General features: G+C 61.6%; 24 protein-coding genes and 1 pseudogene. 15 read left to right on the forward strand and 10 right to left on the reverse strand.

Features of this window, described 5'->3' with window-relative positions:
* The first annotated feature begins 6 nt into the window (after positions 1–6).
* The 10 genes from QYE47_RS07340 (at position 7) to QYE47_RS07385 (ending at position 7,768) form a co-directional block, all read left to right on the forward strand.
* Complete coding sequence (locus QYE47_RS07340; protein WP_014591357.1) at positions 7–264, forward strand: hypothetical protein; 258 nt, start codon at positions 7–9, stop codon at positions 262–264.
* 65 nt (positions 265–329) lie between these two features.
* Positions 330–572 (forward strand): hypothetical protein, encoded by a 243-nt coding sequence (locus QYE47_RS07345; protein ID WP_014591356.1) that lies wholly within the window; start codon positions 330–332, stop codon positions 570–572.
* Complete coding sequence (xth, locus tag QYE47_RS07350; protein WP_014591355.1) at positions 569–1,366, forward strand: exodeoxyribonuclease III; 798 nt, start codon at positions 569–571, stop codon at positions 1,364–1,366. Before QYE47_RS07345 ends, xth begins: the two co-directional genes overlap by 4 nt.
* 116 nt (positions 1,367–1,482) lie before the next feature.
* Entirely contained in the window at positions 1,483–2,163 is a 681-nt protein-coding gene (locus tag QYE47_RS07355) for a thermostable hemolysin (protein ID WP_070383845.1), read from the forward strand.
* Positions 2,153–3,622 (forward strand): AMP-binding protein, encoded by a 1,470-nt coding sequence (locus tag QYE47_RS07360; RefSeq protein WP_110159894.1) that lies wholly within the window; start codon positions 2,153–2,155, stop codon positions 3,620–3,622. The genes QYE47_RS07355 and QYE47_RS07360 overlap by 11 nt, the downstream gene beginning before the upstream one ends.
* A gap of 8 nt (positions 3,623–3,630) precedes the next feature.
* Positions 3,631–4,311, forward strand: a complete 681-nt coding sequence (locus QYE47_RS07365; protein ID WP_014591352.1) for a TenA family transcriptional regulator — start codon at positions 3,631–3,633, stop codon at positions 4,309–4,311.
* The gene (locus tag QYE47_RS07370) at positions 4,298–5,104 is read left to right on the forward strand and encodes an SDR family oxidoreductase (protein ID WP_070383847.1); all 807 of its coding nucleotides are present in this window, start codon (positions 4,298–4,300) and stop codon (positions 5,102–5,104) included. Before QYE47_RS07365 ends, QYE47_RS07370 begins: the two co-directional genes overlap by 14 nt.
* Positions 5,101–5,742, forward strand: coding sequence for a hypothetical protein (locus QYE47_RS07375; protein WP_070383848.1), 642 nt, complete (start codon positions 5,101–5,103; stop codon positions 5,740–5,742). Before QYE47_RS07370 ends, QYE47_RS07375 begins: the two co-directional genes overlap by 4 nt.
* A 2-nt stretch (positions 5,743–5,744) precedes the next feature.
* Positions 5,745–6,407, forward strand: coding sequence for a response regulator (locus QYE47_RS07380; RefSeq protein ID WP_014591349.1), 663 nt, complete (start codon positions 5,745–5,747; stop codon positions 6,405–6,407).
* Positions 6,404–7,768, forward strand: coding sequence for a HAMP domain-containing sensor histidine kinase (locus QYE47_RS07385; RefSeq protein WP_070383849.1), 1,365 nt, complete (start codon positions 6,404–6,406; stop codon positions 7,766–7,768). Before QYE47_RS07380 ends, QYE47_RS07385 begins: the two co-directional genes overlap by 4 nt.
* Before the next feature lie 12 nt (positions 7,769–7,780).
* Here QYE47_RS07385 and arsH read toward each other — a convergent pair whose 3' ends face one another.
* The 4 genes from arsH to QYE47_RS07405 are packed head-to-tail and all read right to left on the reverse strand — an operon-like array spanning position 7,781 to position 10,647.
* On the reverse strand, positions 7,781–8,482 hold the full coding sequence (arsH, locus tag QYE47_RS07390; protein ID WP_010953631.1) for an arsenical resistance protein ArsH: 702 nt from the start codon (positions 8,480–8,482) through the stop codon (positions 7,781–7,783).
* 13 nt (positions 8,483–8,495) lie between these two features.
* Positions 8,496–8,966, reverse strand: a complete 471-nt coding sequence (locus QYE47_RS07395) for an arsenate reductase ArsC (RefSeq protein WP_070383850.1) — start codon at positions 8,964–8,966, stop codon at positions 8,496–8,498.
* Between the two features lie 28 nt (positions 8,967–8,994).
* Entirely contained in the window at positions 8,995–10,278 is a 1,284-nt protein-coding gene (locus tag QYE47_RS07400) for an arsenic transporter (RefSeq protein WP_070383851.1), read from the reverse strand.
* Between the two features lie 21 nt (positions 10,279–10,299).
* Complete coding sequence (locus tag QYE47_RS07405) at positions 10,300–10,647, reverse strand: metalloregulator ArsR/SmtB family transcription factor (protein WP_014591344.1); 348 nt, start codon at positions 10,645–10,647, stop codon at positions 10,300–10,302.
* A gap of 212 nt (positions 10,648–10,859) precedes the next feature.
* Here QYE47_RS07405 and QYE47_RS07410 point away from each other — a divergent pair, with 212 nt between their 5' ends.
* The gene (locus tag QYE47_RS07410) at positions 10,860–11,033 is read left to right on the forward strand and encodes a hypothetical protein (RefSeq protein ID WP_017147688.1); all 174 of its coding nucleotides are present in this window, start codon (positions 10,860–10,862) and stop codon (positions 11,031–11,033) included.
* Between the two features lie 95 nt (positions 11,034–11,128).
* Here QYE47_RS07410 and QYE47_RS07415 read toward each other — a convergent pair.
* Together QYE47_RS07415 and QYE47_RS07420 are read right to left on the reverse strand one after the other, a co-directional pair.
* Positions 11,129–11,353, reverse strand: a pseudogene (locus QYE47_RS07415) (hemerythrin domain-containing protein); the annotation flags it as partial.
* A 10-nt stretch (positions 11,354–11,363) separates the two neighbouring features.
* Positions 11,364–12,221 carry a glucose 1-dehydrogenase gene (locus QYE47_RS07420; protein ID WP_010953639.1) on the reverse strand — a complete coding sequence of 286 codons (858 nt, stop codon included), beginning with the start codon at positions 12,219–12,221 and terminating at the stop codon, positions 11,364–11,366.
* Positions 12,222–12,415: 194 nt separating this feature from the next.
* Between QYE47_RS07420 and QYE47_RS07425 the strand changes: the two genes are divergently transcribed.
* Positions 12,416–12,940 carry a hypothetical protein gene (locus tag QYE47_RS07425; RefSeq protein ID WP_010953640.1) on the forward strand — a complete coding sequence of 175 codons (525 nt, stop codon included), beginning with the start codon at positions 12,416–12,418 and terminating at the stop codon, positions 12,938–12,940.
* Positions 12,941–12,996: 56 nt separating this feature from the next.
* Here the strand turns inward: QYE47_RS07425 and QYE47_RS07430 are convergent, their stop codons facing one another.
* From QYE47_RS07430 to QYE47_RS07445, 4 genes are all read right to left on the reverse strand, one after another.
* On the reverse strand, positions 12,997–13,536 hold the full coding sequence (locus QYE47_RS07430) for a type 1 glutamine amidotransferase domain-containing protein (protein WP_041167015.1): 540 nt from the start codon (positions 13,534–13,536) through the stop codon (positions 12,997–12,999).
* A 92-nt stretch (positions 13,537–13,628) separates the two neighbouring features.
* Positions 13,629–14,321 (reverse strand): DUF421 domain-containing protein, encoded by a 693-nt coding sequence (locus QYE47_RS07435; RefSeq protein ID WP_003254014.1) that lies wholly within the window; start codon positions 14,319–14,321, stop codon positions 13,629–13,631.
* A 96-nt stretch (positions 14,322–14,417) separates the two neighbouring features.
* Positions 14,418–15,188, reverse strand: coding sequence for an SDR family NAD(P)-dependent oxidoreductase (locus QYE47_RS07440; RefSeq protein WP_014591338.1), 771 nt, complete (start codon positions 15,186–15,188; stop codon positions 14,418–14,420).
* A 77-nt stretch (positions 15,189–15,265) separates the two neighbouring features.
* The gene (locus QYE47_RS07445) at positions 15,266–15,757 is read right to left on the reverse strand and encodes a DUF1543 domain-containing protein (RefSeq protein ID WP_014591337.1); all 492 of its coding nucleotides are present in this window, start codon (positions 15,755–15,757) and stop codon (positions 15,266–15,268) included.
* Between the two features lie 158 nt (positions 15,758–15,915).
* On the opposite strand from QYE47_RS07445, the gene QYE47_RS07450 reads away from it, so the two are divergent.
* From QYE47_RS07450 to QYE47_RS07460, 3 genes are read left to right on the forward strand one after another with little or no spacing between them, the layout of a single operon-like run.
* Positions 15,916–16,452, forward strand: a complete 537-nt coding sequence (locus tag QYE47_RS07450; RefSeq protein WP_014591336.1) for a chalcone isomerase family protein — start codon at positions 15,916–15,918, stop codon at positions 16,450–16,452.
* A gap of 2 nt (positions 16,453–16,454) precedes the next feature.
* A complete protein-coding gene (locus QYE47_RS07455) occupies positions 16,455–16,991 on the forward strand; it encodes a DUF3833 domain-containing protein (protein ID WP_014591335.1) in 537 nt (178 codons plus the stop codon).
* Positions 16,988–17,293 carry a DUF6482 family protein gene (locus tag QYE47_RS07460; protein ID WP_003254009.1) on the forward strand — a complete coding sequence of 102 codons (306 nt, stop codon included), beginning with the start codon at positions 16,988–16,990 and terminating at the stop codon, positions 17,291–17,293. The genes QYE47_RS07455 and QYE47_RS07460 overlap by 4 nt, the downstream gene beginning before the upstream one ends.
* The last annotated feature ends 1 nt before the right edge of the window (position 17,294 follow it).

The following is a 17,294-nucleotide window of genomic DNA, read 5'->3' on the forward strand; positions in this document are numbered from 1 at the left end:
GCTGCAATGGCGACTATCGACACCGAGAACCTTGCAAAGGGGCTGCAGCAGGTTGAAGCCTGCTGGCAGGCGTATACCTCCTCACAGCGACTTATTGAGGGCCTCGAAGGGCGCGACCTGAGCAGTGCCATTGAAACAGCCAACCGCGATTTCACCAGGTTTCAGAACCAGTGCCAGCTTTTCTATGCCGAAGTGCGCAAGAGGGCCGCGGATGCGGACAAGCTGGAGAGCGACATGGCACGGTATCCCCATTACTTTCAGTGATGCCTGATTGAACGTCGCGCTGTGCCTGGGTTCTGACAAGCAAAGGGTACAGCGAGGACGCTTTCATGAGCATCGAACGCAGCATTCCCGAGCTTGAAGCCTGGTACGCCCAGTACGACGACATCAGTTACCGGCGCGAGTCACCGGATGCCTACCACCATGAACTGCTTCGCACAGCCGAGGCCCTGCGCGACGATGGCGCCATCGACTGGGACGACTGGTTGGCGCTCAAGGCGCTGGCCGATGAGGCGCATATCCGCGCGCTGGAAGATGCCGTGCAGGCCCACGTGAGCGACCCGGACGCATGAAAGCGCTGAAGATTGCCACCTTCAACATCAATGGCATCCGCAGCCGTTTGCCGGCGCTGCTGGCCTGGCTGGAGCGGGAGCAGCCCGACATTGCCTGCCTGCAGGAACTGAAGGCGGCCGATCAGCAGTTCCCTCGCGCGGAGCTGGAGGCAGCAGGCTATGGCAGCCTTCATCATGGGCAACCGTCATGGAACGGCGTGGCCATTCTGGTGCGGGGCAGCGATCCGCTCGAGGTTCGCCGCGGCTTGCCCGGCCTGGAGGAGGACAGCCAGAGCCGCTATCTGGAAGCTGCGGCACACGGGGTGTTGGTCGCTTGCCTCTACCTGCCGAACGGAAACCCGCAGCCCGGGCCCAAGTTCGATTACAAGCTGCACTGGTTCGAATGCCTGATCCAGCATGCGCGCAGCCTCTATGAAAGTGGCCACCCCACGCTGCTGGCAGGGGATTTCAATGTCGTGCCCACCGACATGGACATCTATAACCCGCGTTCCTGGCTGAAGGACGCACTGCTGCAGCCTGAGTCGCGAGCGTGTTACCAACGACTGCTTGACCAGGGCTGGCTCGATGCCATACGCCATCTGTACCCGGACGAGCGTGTCTACACCTTCTGGGACTATTTCCGTAACCACTGGGCCCGCAATGCCGGGTTGCGAATCGATCACCTGTTGCTCAACCACGAGCTTGCGCCTTATCTGAAACGGGCGGGTGTCGATGCATGGGTGCGCAACGAGGCCAAGGCCAGCGACCATGCGCCCGTCTGGATCGAGCTGGGTACGCGTCGTGCTCGGTCATAGTCAGTTCAGCACATGAACCAGCGCCGGGCTGAGGCGCTCCGACAGTAGCGACTTCAGATTGCATTCAGATTCGGCCCCGATAATTCCCTCCGTCGCACCCAGGCGGGGGAAACTTCATGACTCAGTCTCATCAATGGCACGGTTTGCTTCCGTTACCCATCGGTAGCCATGCCGATCATCAGGCGCACCTTTCTCTTCACCTCAGCGGCGATCAAGGGCGCGGCGAGCTGGAGCACTTCATACACGAACGCTTTGCCAGCGTGCACCAGGCGGATGTGCAGCATTACCTGCCGGAACTGCTTGCCTTGCAGGGTAGCCACGGTCGACTGATCGCGGCGGCGGGCATGCGACCGGCCAGCGAAGGGCCGCTCTTTCTCGAGCGGTACCTGGACGAGCCTCTGGAATCTGCTGTTTCACGGGTAACCGGTGCCTCACCGGATCGTAGCTGCATGGTGGAAGTAGGCAACTTGGCCTCACTCAGCGCCGGCAGCGCTCGAATAATGATCATCGCCGTGACGTGGTTGCTGGCGATGCGCGGTTTGGAGTGGGTCGCATTCACGGGCGCCGCGACACTGTTCAACAGTTTCCGGCGACTGGGGCTGGTGCCTACTGTTTTGGCCTCAGCGGATCCTGCGCGCCTGAAGGGCCAAGTGGACCAGTGGGGGACCTACTACGACCAGCGACCTCAGGTATTTGCCGGCAACATAGGCTTTGGCTTCGATGCCCTGAAGCAGGCGGGCATGTTCGAGCGGCTTGGGTTTCCCACGTTAGCCCTGGAGACCGGCCATGCGGCATGAATTGACTGCCTTTCAGACACTGTTGCGCCAGCACGCCTTCGAACATCCTGACGCCGTGGCCGTTCAGGGCGATGCGCAGCGTTACACCTACCGGCAACTGCTCGACGAGGTCGAATCCCGTGCGGGCTGCCTGCGCAGCCAATCACCGGGAACCTTCGCCGTGGTGCTGGATAACGGGCCCGAGGCGCTATTCTGGGATTTGGCGGCGCTGTTCGCCGAACGCGCCAGTGTGACAGTGCCGTCGTTTTTCAGCGCGACCCAGTTCCAGCACTGCTTGCAGCAAAGCGGAGTCACGGCGGTCGTGTGCCAAGCGCAGTGGGCCGAACAGCTCATTGCGCTTGGCTTTGCCCGGCAGGCGCCAGCTGGCGTGTGGCAGCGTGACAGTTTTGTCGCCCCGGCGCTGCCTGAGGGCACTGCCAAGATCACTTACACCTCCGGTAGCACCGGCACGCCCAAAGGCGTGTGCCTGAGCGCTGAAACCCTGCTGCGCGTGGCGCATGAGCTGGAGGCCGCCAGCCGCCCAACCGAGCCGCAGCGATACCTGGCGGTACTGCCACTGGGCGTTTTGCTGGAAAACCTGGGCGTCTACGCCGCGCTCATGGCTGGCGCTTGTGTGCAGCTCTATCCGCAGCAGCAGTTGGGGATGGGAGGGGCCAGCCAGGTCGATTTCAAGCGCCTGCTGGGCGCAATCGCCCTCAGTGGTGCGCAAAGCCTGATCCTTGTGCCGCAACTGCTGATGGGGTTGGTGACAGCGATCGAACGTGGGCTGATGCGAGTCGGCCCACTGCGTTTGGTGGCGGTTGGCGGGGCTCGGGTATCGCCAAGCCTGCTCGCGCGGGCCGAGGCGGTCGGTTTGCCGGTGTTCGAAGGTTACGGCTTGTCCGAGTGCGCCTCGGTAGTGGCGCTCAACCGCACAGGGGCTGTGCGCCCTGGGAGCGTCGGCAAGCCATTGCCGCATGTGCAGGTGCGCATCGCCGAGGATGGCGAAGTCCTGGTGGCCGGCTCGACATTGCTGGGCTACCTGGGAGAGCCGCCTGTAACCGGGCAGTGGTGGGCAACAGGCGATGTAGGGCACCTCGATGAGGAGGGCTACCTCTACCTGGATGGCCGCAAGAAGCATCAGTTCATCACCAGTTTCGGGCGCAACGTCAACCCGGAATGGGTGGAAGCCGAGCTGAGCCAAAGTGGCGTGATCGCCCAGGCTTTCGTGCATGGCGAAGCCTTGCCACGCAACCTTGCCTTGCTCTGGCCGCTGGATCCCGGCATCAGCGACGAGGGCATCGAACAGGCCGTACAGCAATGCAACGCGCGATTGCCCGATTACGCCAGGGTGCACGCCTGGCGCTGCTTGCCAGTGCCTCTGAGCACGCTTGACGAAACCCTGACTGCCAATGGCCGCCCGCGACGTGAGGCGATCTTGCAGCGTTACCACACCCTGTTGTCCGACATCTCGTTGTGAGGTTCACAATGTCCTTTTTCGACACCCTGCAAGTACAAACCGCCCAAGAGCGTCAGGCGCTGTTCGCCGTACCGGTGATCCGCGAAGCGCTGGCCGGCCAGGTCAGCCTGGACAGCTACGTTGCCTTCCTGACTCAGGCCTATTATCACGTGCGCCATACCGTGCCGCTGATGATGGCCTGTGGGGCACGATTGCCGCTGCGGCTGGAGTGGCTGCGCGGCGCGGTCTGCGAATACATTGAAGAGGAGTATGGCCACGAGCAGTGGATCCTCAACGACATCAAAGCATGCGGCGGTGACTGGGAGGCCGTGCGCGATGGCCAGCCAGTGCAATCCATCGAGCTGATGGTCGCCTACCTGTACGACCTGATCGCCCGCGGCAACCCGGTCGGGTTGTTCGGCATGGTCAATGTGCTCGAAGGCACCAGCATCGCCCTGGCCACCCAGGCGGCAGGCGTTATCCAGAGCACATTGGCACTGCCTGACCAGGCTTTCAGCTATCTCAGCTCGCACGGTGCGCTCGACCAGGAGCACATGGTGACCTACAAACAGTTGATGGACCGCCTCGACGATGCCGGTGACCAGCAGGCCGTTCTCCACGCGGCCAAGGTCGTCTACCGCTTGTACACCGAAATGTTCCAGGGCTTGCCGCGTGCCGGGCAGCAAGAGGTGCATCATGCGTTTGGCTGAGTCCGTGGTGATCCTCACCGGCGCCAGTGGAGGCATAGGCCTGGCGCTGGCTGAACAGCTCTGCGCTGCCGGTGCCCAGGTGTTGGCCGTCAGTCGGCATATGGGCAAGCTGGCTGGCCTGATGAACCGGTACCCTGATCGTCTGCGCTGGCAGGAAGCCGACCTGCGCAGCCCGTCGGGGCGCGAACATGTCATCGAGCGGGCACGCGAGATGGGGGCTGTGAATGTGCTGATCAACGCTGCTGGCGTGAATCGCTTCGCTCTGCTCGACCAGCTGGATGAGTATGCGCTGGATGAGCTACTGGACATCAACCTGAAGGCTCCCCTGCAACTGACACGCGCCTGCCTGCCGTTGCTGCGTGCTCAGCCCAAGGCGTTGGTGGTCAATGTCGGGTCGACCTATGGGTCGATCGGCTACCCCGGCTATGCCACCTACTGCGCCAGCAAGTTTGCGTTGCGTGGCTTTTCGCAAGCGCTGCGCCGCGAGTTGGCCGACACCACGGTGAACGTGCTGTATGCCGCCCCGCGGGCGACCCGCACAACGATGAACAGCAGCGCTGCGACTGCGCTCAATCAAGCGCTGAAAGTTGGCATGGACGACCCGGCGGACGTCGCCCGTGCTGTGCTCCAGGCGGTGCAATCCGAGCGCACCGAGCTTTATCTGGGGTGGCCGGAAAAGCTCTTCGTGCGTATCAACGGCATGTTGCCGGGCATAGTCGATCGCGCACTGCGCAAGCAACTGCCTGTCATTCGTCGTTATATCGGCAGCCACTCCAAGGAGTCGAACAAATGAAGCGTCTGTTCATTGTCAGCTTGCTGGCATTTGCACCCTTCACCTGGGCACTGGACCAGGCAGGCAGCCAGCGCCTGAGCGATCTGCAGCAGCGCTGGGCGCAGATTCAGTACCAAATACCCAAGGACAAGCGTGCCGACGCCTTCGAAAAGCTGGCAGGCGAAGCAACAACGTTTGTTCATCAGTATCCCGGCACACCTGAACCCCTGATCTGGGAGGGCATCATCAACAGCAGTTGGGCAGGGGCGGCGGGCGGCCTCGGTGCACTGGGCAAGGTCAAGGCGGCGAAAGCCAGCCTGGAGCAGGCCATGAAGCTGGACCCCACCGCCCTGCAAGGTTCGGCCTACACCAGCCTGGGCACGCTGTATGATCAGGTGCCAGGCTGGCCTATTGGTTTCGGTGATGCCGAGATGGCCGACAAGATGCTGCGCAAAGCCTTGCAGATCAACCCCAACGGTATCGACAGCAACTATTTCTGGGCTGATCATCTGTATCGGCAAAAGCGCTACCCTGAAGCTATCGCAGCCCTGCAGAAAGCCTTGCAGGCACCGCCCCGGCCGGGACGTGAGTTGGCTGACCAGGGCCGGCGTACCGATATCGATGCTTTACTCAAGGCCATCAAGGACAAACAGGACTGAACATGCGGCTGTTGCTGGTTGAGGATGACATCGCGCTGGGTGAAGGGATCTGCGACGGCTTGCGCCAGGAGGGGTACACCCTCGACTGGTTGCGTGACGGTGTCGGTGGCTTGCATGCGCTGCAACACGAGACCTTCGACCTGCTGATCCTGGATCTTGGATTGCCCCGTATGGATGGCCTCGAGCTACTCAGGCGTTTACGCGCCGGCGGCGACAGCTTGCCGGTGCTGATCCTTACCGCGCGGGATGCCCTCGATGATCGCATTGCCGGCCTGGATGCCGGTGCCGATGACTACCTGGTCAAGCCTTTCGACCTCAACGAGCTCAAGGCACGCTTGCGCGCCTTGCTGCGGCGCAGCGTCGGGCGCGCCAAGGTGCTGATCGAGCATGCCGGGGTCAGCCTGGATCCGACCACCCAGCAAGTGCAATACAACGGCGTCGAGGTTGTACTCACCCCCAAAGAGTATGTGCTGCTGCATGAGTTGCTGGCACAGCCCGGCAAGGTATTCACACGTGAGCGCCTGACTCAACTGCTGTATGGCTGGGATGAAGAGCCGGAGAGCAACACGCTGGAGGTAAACATCTACCACCTGCGCAAGAAGCTGTTCAACGGCCTGATTCGCACGGTGCGCGGCATTGGCTATCTGGTCGAGGTCAAGGCATGACCTCGCTTCGCCAGCGCACGCTGTGGCGCGTGATGCTCTTGCTGCTACTCGGTACCGGCCTGCTCGCGCTCTATAACTACCACGACAGCAGCCACGAAATTAACGAGGTGTATGACGCGCACCTGGCCCAGAACGCGCGTTTGCTGCAAGGCGTCATGAGCATGCCGGTACAAGAGGGCTCGCGTGAGGCGCTGTATCAGGCCTTCAACGATGCCTTGGGCAAAGCGGGGCGGCACCAGGTGGGGCACCCTTACGAAAGCAAGCTGGCGTTCCAGGTCTGGGGTGAAGGCATGGCGTTGCTGGTGCATACACCCAGTGCGCCGCCCATTGACCCACCACCCACTGCTCCAGGGTTCTACGACTTTTCCAGTGGCGGTGAACAATGGCGCGGTTTCGTTTTGCCGGTGCCTGAAAAGCACTGGCTTATCTGGGTGGGTGAGCGTGATGATGTGCGCTACGACCTGATCGACCGCATCGTTCGTCACACGCTGTTCCCGTTCCTGCTTGGCAGCCTGGCGTTGGCACTGCTGGTCTGGGCTGCGATCGGCTGGGGGCTGCGGCCACTGCAGAACATGGCCAATGTCATCCGCGGGCGTCATGCAGATTCGCTGGAGCCGCTGCAACTGGTACCGCTTCCCACTGAACTGGAGCCCATGCAGGCCGCGATCAATCGTTTGCTGGCGCAGATCGACGATCTGCTGCGGCGCGAGCATCGCTTCATTGCCGATGCTGCCCACGAAATGCGTACGCCTCTGGCCGTATTGCGCCTGCACGCGCAGAACGCGCTGGCCGCCAGCAATGATGCCGAGCGCCAGAAAGCCCTGGGCTTTCTTGTGGGCGGGGTCGATCGGCTGACACGGGTGGTCAACCAGTTGCTGACATTGGCCCGCGTCGAGCCAAGACTGGGCCAGCGAGCCAGCACCCGGATCGACCTGGCCGAGGTCGTCACCGAAACCCTGGCTGAACTGACCCCATGGATACTGGACCGAGGCCTGGAACCCTCGCTGGACATCGACGAAGGGGACCACCACCTGCAGATCGACGCCGGCGCGCTGGGCATTGCGCTACAGAACCTGGTGTCCAACGCGGTAGAACACTCACCGCCTGGGGGGCGCATCGCCGTGTCACTGCGGCGTCTGGACAGCAGCGTCGAACTGGTCGTCGAGGATGAAGGGACGGGTATCGATGAGGAGAGCCTGTCCCGTGTATTCGAGCGCTTTTACAGCCGAAATAGCCCAAATGGTGCTGGCCTTGGGCTGTCCATCGTCGCGACCATCATCGACCGTATGGGGGGGCAGGTACGCCTTGAAAACAGAGCGGGTAGCGGGCTGGCCGCTACCTTGTCGTTTCCACTGTCTTGAATCACCTTTGCTTCAGATGGATCGCTGATTGACCCGCTCAGATAGCTGCTCGGCGCTTTCCTTGCGCTCCGAATAGCGATCGACCAGGAATGCCTGGCGGTCGCGCAGCAGCACGGTAAACTTCACCAGCTCCTCCATGACATCAACCACGCGATCGTAGTACGGCGATGGCTTCATCCGCCCGGCGTCGTCGAACTCCAGATAAGCCTTGGGTACCGAAGACTGGTTCGGGATGGTGAACATCCGCATCCAGCGGCCCAGCACGCGCAACTGGTTGACCACGTTGAACGACTGCGAGCCGCCGCACACCTGCATCACGGCCAGGGTCTTGCCTTGGGTGGGGCGCAATGCCCCCAGCGCCAAGGGAATCCAGTCGATCTGTGCCTTGAACACCGCCGACATCGCTCCATGGCGCTCTGGCGAGCACCACACCTGGCCTTCTGACCACTGCACCAGTTCACGCAGCTCCTGCACCTTGGGATGCTCTACGGGTACATCGTCAGGCAGCGGCAGGCCCGACGGGTCGAAGGTGCGGGTTTCGGCACCGAAGTGCTCCAGCAGACGCGCGGCTTCTTCTACCAGCAAGCGACTGAAGGAGCGTTCTCGGGTAGACCCGTACAGCAGCAGGATGCGAGGTTTGTGTTCGCAGGTCGGGGTTGCCGAAGGCGGCAGGTCGAACAGCGTGAGGTCGAGGTTAGGCAGTTGCTCGGACATGTTTTCTTCCTGTTCAAAGCGAGCCGATGCGATCCAGCGCGTGCTTGAGCTGCTCGCGGTCGAGGTGATCGAACGGCAGCGCGAAGAAGGCCTGGCAGCGAGATTCGATGCGGGCCAGTGTGGCCCGGAACGCCGCATCGACCGAAGCTTCGTCACCCACGACATCGGACGGGTCTTCCAGCCCCCAATGCGACTTCAGCGCAGGGCCGAAATACACCGGGCAGGCCTCGCCCGCGGCCTTGTCGCAGACGGTGATGACGATGTCAGGCGGGTTGCCCTCGAACGCATCGTTGCCTTTGCTGCTCAGGCCCTTGGTCGAGATATTGGCTTGCTGCAACGTGCTCAGGCTGCGTGGCAACACCTGGCCCTTGGGGAAGCTGCCAGAGCTGACTGCCTCGAAACCGGGCGGTGCCAGGTGGTTGAACATTGCTTCGGAAAGGATGCTGCGGCAACTGTTGGCCGTGCACATGAACAGGACTCGCATGGAGGGCTCCTCCGCTGGGGGGCGAACGTCAGAGGCTCAGGCGCAGTGCCAGAGCAGAAAGGGTGATCAGCAAAACCGGTACCGTGAGCAGCAGGCCGACCTTGAAGTAGTAACCCCAGGTGATGCGCACGCCTTTACGCGCCAGCACATGCAGCCAAAGCAGCGTGGCGAGGCTGCCGATCGGGGTGATCTTCGGGCCGAGGTCGCAACCGATGACGTTGGCGTAGATCATCGCCTCACGTACCAGGCCCTCTGCACCGCTGGCCTGGATCGACAATGCGCCGATCAGCACGCTGGGCATGTTGTTCATGACTGAGGACAGCAGGGCGGAAATCAACCCGGTGCCAATGGCCGCGCTCCACAGGCCCTGCTCGGCAAGCGTGTCCAGCAGGTGGGTGAGCATGTCGGTAAGGCCGGCGTTCTTCAGGCCGTACACCACCAGATACATGCCCAGCGAAAATATCACCACCTGCCACGGCGCTTCCCGCAGCACGCGACGGGTTGAGATGCGGTGACCGCGAGCGGCCACGGCAAAGAGGATTGCGGCGCAGACGGCGGCTACCGCACTGATCGGGATGCCCAGAGGTTCCAGTGCGAACAGGCCTGCAAGCAGCACCAGCAGCACCCACCCACCGACTTTGAAGGTGGCGTGGTCATGAATTGCCTCGCTCGGCGCCTTCAGCGCATCGAGCGCGTACTGCTTGGGGATATCACGACGGAAGTACAGGAATAGCACCAGCAGGGTGGCCGCCACGCTGGCGATGTTCACCGGCACCATCACCGATGCGTATTCGGCGAAGCCCAGGCCGAAGTAGTCGGCCGAGACGATGTTGACCAGGTTGGAGACCACCAGCGGCAGGCTTGCCGTGTCGGCAATGAAGCCCGCGGCCATGACAAAGGCCAGTGTCGCGGCGGGCGAAAAGCGCAGCGCGAGCAGCATCGACATGACGATGGGGGTGAGGATCAGCGCCGCACCGTCGTTGGCGAACAGCGCCGATACAGCGGCGCCGAGCAGTACGCAGAAGGCGAACAGGCGGTAGCCGCCGCCGTTAGCCCAGCGCGCCACATGCAAAGCGGCCCATTCGAAGAAACCCGCCTCATCCAGCAGCAAGCTGATGATGATGACCGCGATGAACGTGGCGGTGGCGTTCCAGACAATGGCCCATACGGCAGGGATGTCATGCAGGGAAACTACGCCTGTAGCCAGGGCGATGATGGCGCCTAGCGCGGCGCTCCAGCCAACACCGAGCCCCTTGGGCTGCCAGATGACCAGTATGAGGGTGAACACGAAGACAGCAATGGCGGGCAGCATGAAAATCTCGCTTGGTGATGATCAGCAGCAGACGGAATCACGCACGGGGCGACCGTCCATGTTCTTCAGCCGAAGGGCATTGTCAGCCAGCCATTGCGAATTGGCCTGCAAGGTGACCTGAAGCACTTCGTGAACCCAGGAAGGCAGCTCCGGATTCAGGCGGTAATACACCCACTGGCCCTGACGGCGGTCCAGCAGCATGCCATTGCTGCGCAGTTGTGCCAGATGGCGACTGATCTTGGGTTGGCTGTCGTTGAGCGCGCACATCAGTTCGCAGACGCACAGTTCGCCCAGGCTGGCGATAAGCAGAGTGGCGCGAGCGCGGGTTTCGTCAGAGAGGCTCTTGAAGACATCGGGCGGTGTGATCATGGGGGTGCCTGTACATACGGAAAGCCGAATATACGTATTTCCATATGTTGGAGCAAGCATTCCTGGGCTTGTGCGCTTGCAGCTCGCCATCGCCACGCCCTTCGGTCGACAAAAGCAGGGTTTTGGCAGGCTTCAGACGCTGATGGCAATGCAAGGTGTATAGTGCGTGCTCGGGTGACTGTCGTTCAGTGGCTCATAACCGAGATGCCAACATGTCCCAGACGTACCCCAGCGCGGCCCAAAAAGCCCATGTGCGCATCTGCGAGCAGGTCGAGGCCTTCCTTCAGCATGGCGGCCGCATTCAGCAGGTAGCGATCGGTGTCACCGGCTACGCTGAAGGTGTCTCCAGGGCGCAGTGGAAAAAAGGGCGCACTGCAAAGCCTTGAGGATGTCGGCAGTGCGCCTTTGTGGTGCTCGGCGTCCCAAACACTGACCCATGGCGCCAGGCCGGTCGCACCCGAACCGGCCTGGCGCTTTTGACTCAAGCGGCCCGTTGCTCATCCTTAAGCAGTTTTTTCTGCGCTTGCATGGCGAGCCCCAGCTCGTCCAGTTGGTCTTTCCCCAGCAGCTTTTTCGCGGTAGGGAAGAGCGCTTCCTCCTCTTCCTCGATGTGATGCTCAAGCAGCTCCTTCATCACCTTGACCCGACCGGCGAACTCAAGGGTACCTGTTTGCGTATGAAGCAGATCAGGCAGCACCAGGGCGTCGGCAGCACGATCACAGAATAGGTTTGCCCCCTGTCACGGCGTACCGCGAACCCGAGATGTAGCTGGCCTCATCGGACCCCAGCAAGACATAGATTGGCGCCACCTCCACAGGTTGACCCGGCCGTCCCATCGGGTAACCGGAACCGAAGTTTCTCACCGCCTCATCAGGCATGGTGGCCGGGATCAGCGGGGTCCAGATCGGGCCGGGTGCGACGCTGTTGACGCGAATGCCCTGCTTGCCCAGCAATTGCGCAAGGCCTGCAGTGAAATTGGCAATGGCACCTTTGGTCGCGGCATAGGCCAACAAACTGGGTGACGGGTCGTCAGAGTTGACCGAGCTGGTGTTGATGATCGAACCGCCTTTTGGCATCGAGGGCAAAGCGCGCTGGCAAATGCGGAAAATGGCGGTGATGTTGGTATCGAAGGTCTTCACCCATTCATCGTCGTCAATGTCGTCCAGGCTTTCATGGGCCATCTGGAACGCGGCGTTGTTGACCAGGATATCGATGCGACCAAACTGCGCCACGGTCTTGTCGACGATGTCATGGCAGTGCTGTTTCTGTGCAAGGTCGCCGGGCAGCAGCAGGCACTGGCGGCCAGCCGCTTTGACCCAGCGCGCGGTTTCCTGCGCATCGTCGTGTTCATTCAGATAGGCAATGGCAACGTCAGCGCCTTCTCGGGCATAGGCAATGGCCACCGCACGCCCGATGCCGCTGTCAGCACCGGTTATCAAGGCGATCTTGCCTGCGAGGCGATTGTTGCCGGTGTAGCTCTGCTCACCGCAGTCCGGATACGGATCCATCTTGCGCTGGGAACCGGGAACGCTTTGCGGTTGGGATGGGAATGGAGGGGTAGGGTAGTCGCTCATGCTGGAAGCTCCTGCAGGGTTGGAACGCTCATTCCCGTTCGAAAGGCGCGCCAGGCCAGTGTTGAAGTGGATCTTCGTGCTGAGCGACGAGCGGTTGATGCACCCATTCCCAGTGAATTTTTACCCTCCGCCTAGCTCTACCGCTGACGGGGCTTGCTGGCATGGGTGAGGCCCACGTCATCAAGGAGTCTGCAGTGCCTCGAATCATCACGCCTTCCACGCCGGAACATGAGATCGATCAGACGAACGAGAGGATGTTCGGTACGCCCAAGGAGCGGCTGGATTTCTATCGACGCGAAATTCAGTATGAGACCACCATCCTGGCCAACCGTACCGACGCTTATCTTGCGGCCCAGTCGTTCCTGGTGATCGCCTACGTTTCATCGATGGGTAACCTGAACCAAAGCTGGGGCGAAATGTTCACCCTGATGGTCCCGGCTTTTCTCGCACTGCTCGGCGTGCTCAGTACACTGAATGCCTGGCCTGGCATCCGCGCGGCCTTCCGGATTATCGAGCACTGGCAGATGAAGCAGAGCCACTTGCTGCGCAGCGAGCCGCTGATGGGGCTGGCCTATGACGAGTCGCCGCTGTTCTGCGAGGCCGAAACCTCTCAGGCGGGGCACCGCAAATCGCTGCTTTTTTCCTTGCGCACGCCCTGGATTTTCCTGTGCTTCTGGGTGTTGCTGGGCAGCTATTCGGTTTTCATCCAGCTGGCGTGATCAGTGCGTGCTGGTTGGCACCATGGGCGACCAGCACGCACTGAGCAGTAGCAGGGTCAGTCTGCCAGTGCCTTGATCAGTTGCTCATTGAAGGCTGGGATATCGTCCGGCTGGCGGCTGGTGATGAGGTTGCCATCGACCACCACTTGTTCATCCACCCACGTACCGCCCGCATTGCGAATGTCATCTTGCAAGGTCTTGTAGCTGGTCATTCGCTTGCCTTTGGCCAACCCGCTCGATATCAGCAGCCACGCGCCGTGGCAGATAACCGCCAGCGGCCTGCCGGCCGCATCATGGCTTTTTAGCAGTTTCTGCGCACCGGGGATCAAGCGAATGGTGTCGGAGTTCTGCACACCGCCGGGCAGCACCAAGGCGTCGTAGAGGTCAAGCTGCGCACTGTCGAAAGTCGCATCCACGCTGAACGCGTCGGCGGGTTCGTCATGGTTCCAGCCACGTACCGTGCCTTCTTTCTCGCTCAGGATATCGACCACCGCGCCGCTGTTTTCCAAGGCTTCACGCGGGCCGGTCAGTTCCACCTGTTCAAAGCCATCGGTGACCAGAAAGGCCACGCGCTTGCCGTTCAATTGTGCACTCATCATTTTCTCCTCGTGCTGATAGGCCTTTCATAAGGGCCTGCAAACAGCGAGCAAAGTTCCTGCTCGATGCCTGGCGGTATGGGGAGAACCTGCTAGCGGTTGCGCACGGTATCCAATGCAGGCGACCAGACCGTATGACCGCAACGTGAACACGCCAGGGTGTCATGAGGCTCATGGTAGGCCGGGAAACCACAGCTCACGCAGCAATGCAACCCGGCGCCGGGCGGCGATGTGTACTCCGGGCGATGCTCGACCGGCAGCACTGACAGGCCTGGGCGTGTGTCTTGCTGATCGTAGAAATACAAACTGAGATCGCCATCGGTTTCCAGAAGGCCCAGTCGAACCTGGCCCAGGTGCTCGACACCTTGCTGGCGTAGCTCCATGAACAGCTCATTCGGTGAAATGTTCATGTGACGCAGCGAATGGATTTCGTACATGCCATCTTTCACTACCGTGACTGGCAGCCCGTCGATCCAGGCCTCGCAGGTTCTGTTTCGCCTCATGAGGTAGACCGTTCCTCGGTAAAGCATGAACAGTGTGAGGAAAACCAAGGCCACCGGAAGCAGCGGTACGTCCTCGTAAAAGGTCACATCGCCGGCAGCTGAGCCCAGGGTGAGAATGACCACGAGCTCGAACCGGGACAGCTGTCTGATACCGCGCCGGCCACTGAATTTCAGAAAGAAGAACACGGCCAGGAAGGCCGCTGAAACACGCACAGCAACTTCCAGCAGAAAGGTAAAAGGGAAGTCGCCTATCAGCATCCGTTGCAGATCAAACGAAACCATTCGTTCCACCCTTCCTTCTGCCGTTGTCAGATAAAGGGTTGACCCTTCTCGCTCAGGGCTGGTTCATCGACTTTGCCTGGGAACTCTGCGCGCGCGTCACCAGGGAATCGACGTGCCGTCCCACGCCCAGAACGTTCCGCTCTGCGCCGGGCCGTGACGGCTCACAAGCGCCAGGATGCAGGTGGCGGCAAACGCGGGCGAGAACAGCTTGGCCGGCGGCACATTGCCCTGAAAGGGTCGGGAAAGCTGGGTGTCGGTGGTGCCGGGATGCAATGCAAGTACCGTTGACGCGGGGTTCAGTCGCTTCAGCTCGATGCTTGCAGTGCGCAGAAGCTGGTTGAGCGCGGCTTTGCTGGCACGGTAGCTGTACCAGCCCCCCAAATGATTGTCGCCGATCGACCCGACCCGCGCCGACAAGGCGACGAAGGCCATCGGTTGCCGACGCAGCAGCGGCAGCAAATGCTTGAGCAGCAGAACAGGGGCGAAACAGTTGGTGGTGAAACTGCTCAGCAACCCCGCCATATCAAGCTGGTTCAGCGCTTTTTCAGCCCGTGCCGGGCCTTCTTGCAGCACGCCAAGCGTGCTGAAGACCAGGTTCAGCTGGTCGCAGCAGGCGCCCACCTGTGCTGCCAGAGTGTGCAGTGCCTGCTCGGATCGGGCGTCGCAATCGAGGCGAACCAACCGTCGCCCGTGCTCTGTGAACAAGGTATCCAGCGCAGGGCTGGTGGTGGCTCGTCGCGAAACGGCGAACACCAGCCCGATGTCATCGCGCGCCAGCAACTGCGTGCACAATGCCAGGCCAATCCCTTGGCTGGCCCCGCAGACCAGCACGTTGGCGGGTGTGTGAAGGTCGTTGATCAGGCTCATCGCGTGTCCTCTTGGCTGGGCGCTGGCGCCTCGTCCTGTGATGCCTGCCAACGTTCTTGCACATGGCAGGGGTGAGCTCACAGCAGGATATAGTCGCTGTACTGCCGTAAGCCGTCATGGGGCCCTTCGATCAAATGCACGTAACGGTCGTTCACCCAGTCGATCGGCAGGCAATCGTCGACGTCCAGTACCGCGTCGGTATGCGGCTTGAGCCAGTCTGCCTGCAGGCGCTGCTTGCCCAGTTGCCTGGCCTCGGCCTTGTCCCTGGCCACCACCAGCAGGTAGCGGTGTGCCTCGCCAAACACCCCGGGCTCGTAGCCGCCAAGGTTGATGAAGAACAACCTGGGATCGTGTGGGCCAGGTGCTACCTGACTGAACGCGACGCGGTAGCGATCGATACCGTCGACTTCCATCCATGCGTCGATGTGCAGGCCCGTTCGGCTCCCGAACCAGGCTTGGCGCAGATGGGGGTAGGCCTGTTCAAGTGAGTCCGCCTGCGCGAACAACACGTCGTGGACCTCGATATTGGCCCGTGGGTGGCGTCCACCGAGCATGACGACGTACAGCATGAGCAATTCCTTCTATCTCGACTTTCATGGGTGTTCGATAACGGGGGCGAGTCTTACAGAAATGTGCATGCTGGGCATCGAAATCTGTACATTGCTCGTCAAATATGTGTACAAGCGTCTACTATTGTATAGTATTTAACAAAGTGCTCGAGGTCAGAATGGCGCACCCTGCACGTTGGACCTGTCTTTGCCTGCTGCTAGCCGCCATGTCGTCGGCGGCAGACTGGCGAGCGCAACTGCCTGCGGCGCAACGGCTGGGCGCCGGTGATTTCACCTGGTTTGGCCTGCGGCTGTATACCGCCCGGTTATGGGCAGTTGGCCCGGTTCAGGACTGGAACCAGCCGTTCGCCCTTGAGCTGCTCTATCACCGTTCATTGTCCAGGGACACGCTGGTCAAGGCCAGCCTTGAGGAAATGCAACGCCTGGGTGGCGGCAGCATGACGGCACAGCAACGCGCAACATGGACCAAGGCGATAGAGCAGGCATTTGTGGACGTGACGCCTGGCATGCGCATCACGGGCCTATACCTGCCGGGGCAGGGTTGCCGCTTTTACGTCGACGGCAAGCTGAGCCACGCGATCGATGATCCGGTGTTCGCCCGGGCCTTCTTCGCCATCTGGCTTGACCCGCGGGCCAGAGACCCCCAATTGCGTCAGCGGCTGCTTGGGCTGGCTGGCGATGACCGAGGAGCCTGAACATGTACAAAGCGCTGTTGCTAGCTGCCTGCCTGCTTCTTGGCAGTTGTGGCAATGTCGGTATCGAGCACTATGGCCAGGAGCAGCCGAAGCTGGACCTGGCGGCGTTTTTCTCGCGCCCGGTTCAGGCGTGGGGGATGTTCCAGAAGCGTTCCGGAGAGGTGGTCAAGCGCTTCCACGTGCGCATCGACAGCCGCCGCGAGGGTGAAAGGCTGATCCTCGACGAACACTTTCTCTATAGCGATGGCACACGCCAGCAGCGTACCTGGACACTGGTGCCGGACGGCCCCGGGCGCTGGCGGGGAACCGCGGGGGACGTGATCGGCGAGGCGCGTGGCGAGGTGGCGGGCAATGCGCTGCGATGGCGTTACCAACTGGACCTGCCGGTCGATGGGCGGCACTGGCAGGTAGACCTGGACGACTGGATGTACCTCATGGATGACGACACCCTGATCAACCGCTCGAGCATGAGCAAGCTGGGCGTTGAGATTGGCCAGATCACCTTGTTCTTCCGCCGCCTGCCAGAGGGCACACCATGAACCTGATCGCGCTGACCCAGCTGGTTTCGACCGGCGAAGCCAAGGAACTTGAACTGCTGTCGCTGGAGGGGGGCTTCTACCTCCTGCGCGCCCTGACCGACGCCGGCCCTGTGACATTGAGCGATGCCCAGGGGCAGCCCGTGCGCGTGCGCTCCACGACCGAACTGCGGCAGTTGCTGGCCGACCTGCCGCCGGTGCCGTGCATGCTGGTGCAGCAGGTGGTGCACGATGAGATGTGCGGGCAACGCGACGGCCCCATCGCGCCGCTGCGCGTACCGGTAACGCTCACCAGCCAGTGGTAGC

This window comes from Pseudomonas sp. 2,4-D, assembly GCF_030418155.1.
Lineage (GTDB): Bacteria > Pseudomonadota > Gammaproteobacteria > Pseudomonadales > Pseudomonadaceae > Aquipseudomonas > Aquipseudomonas alloputida.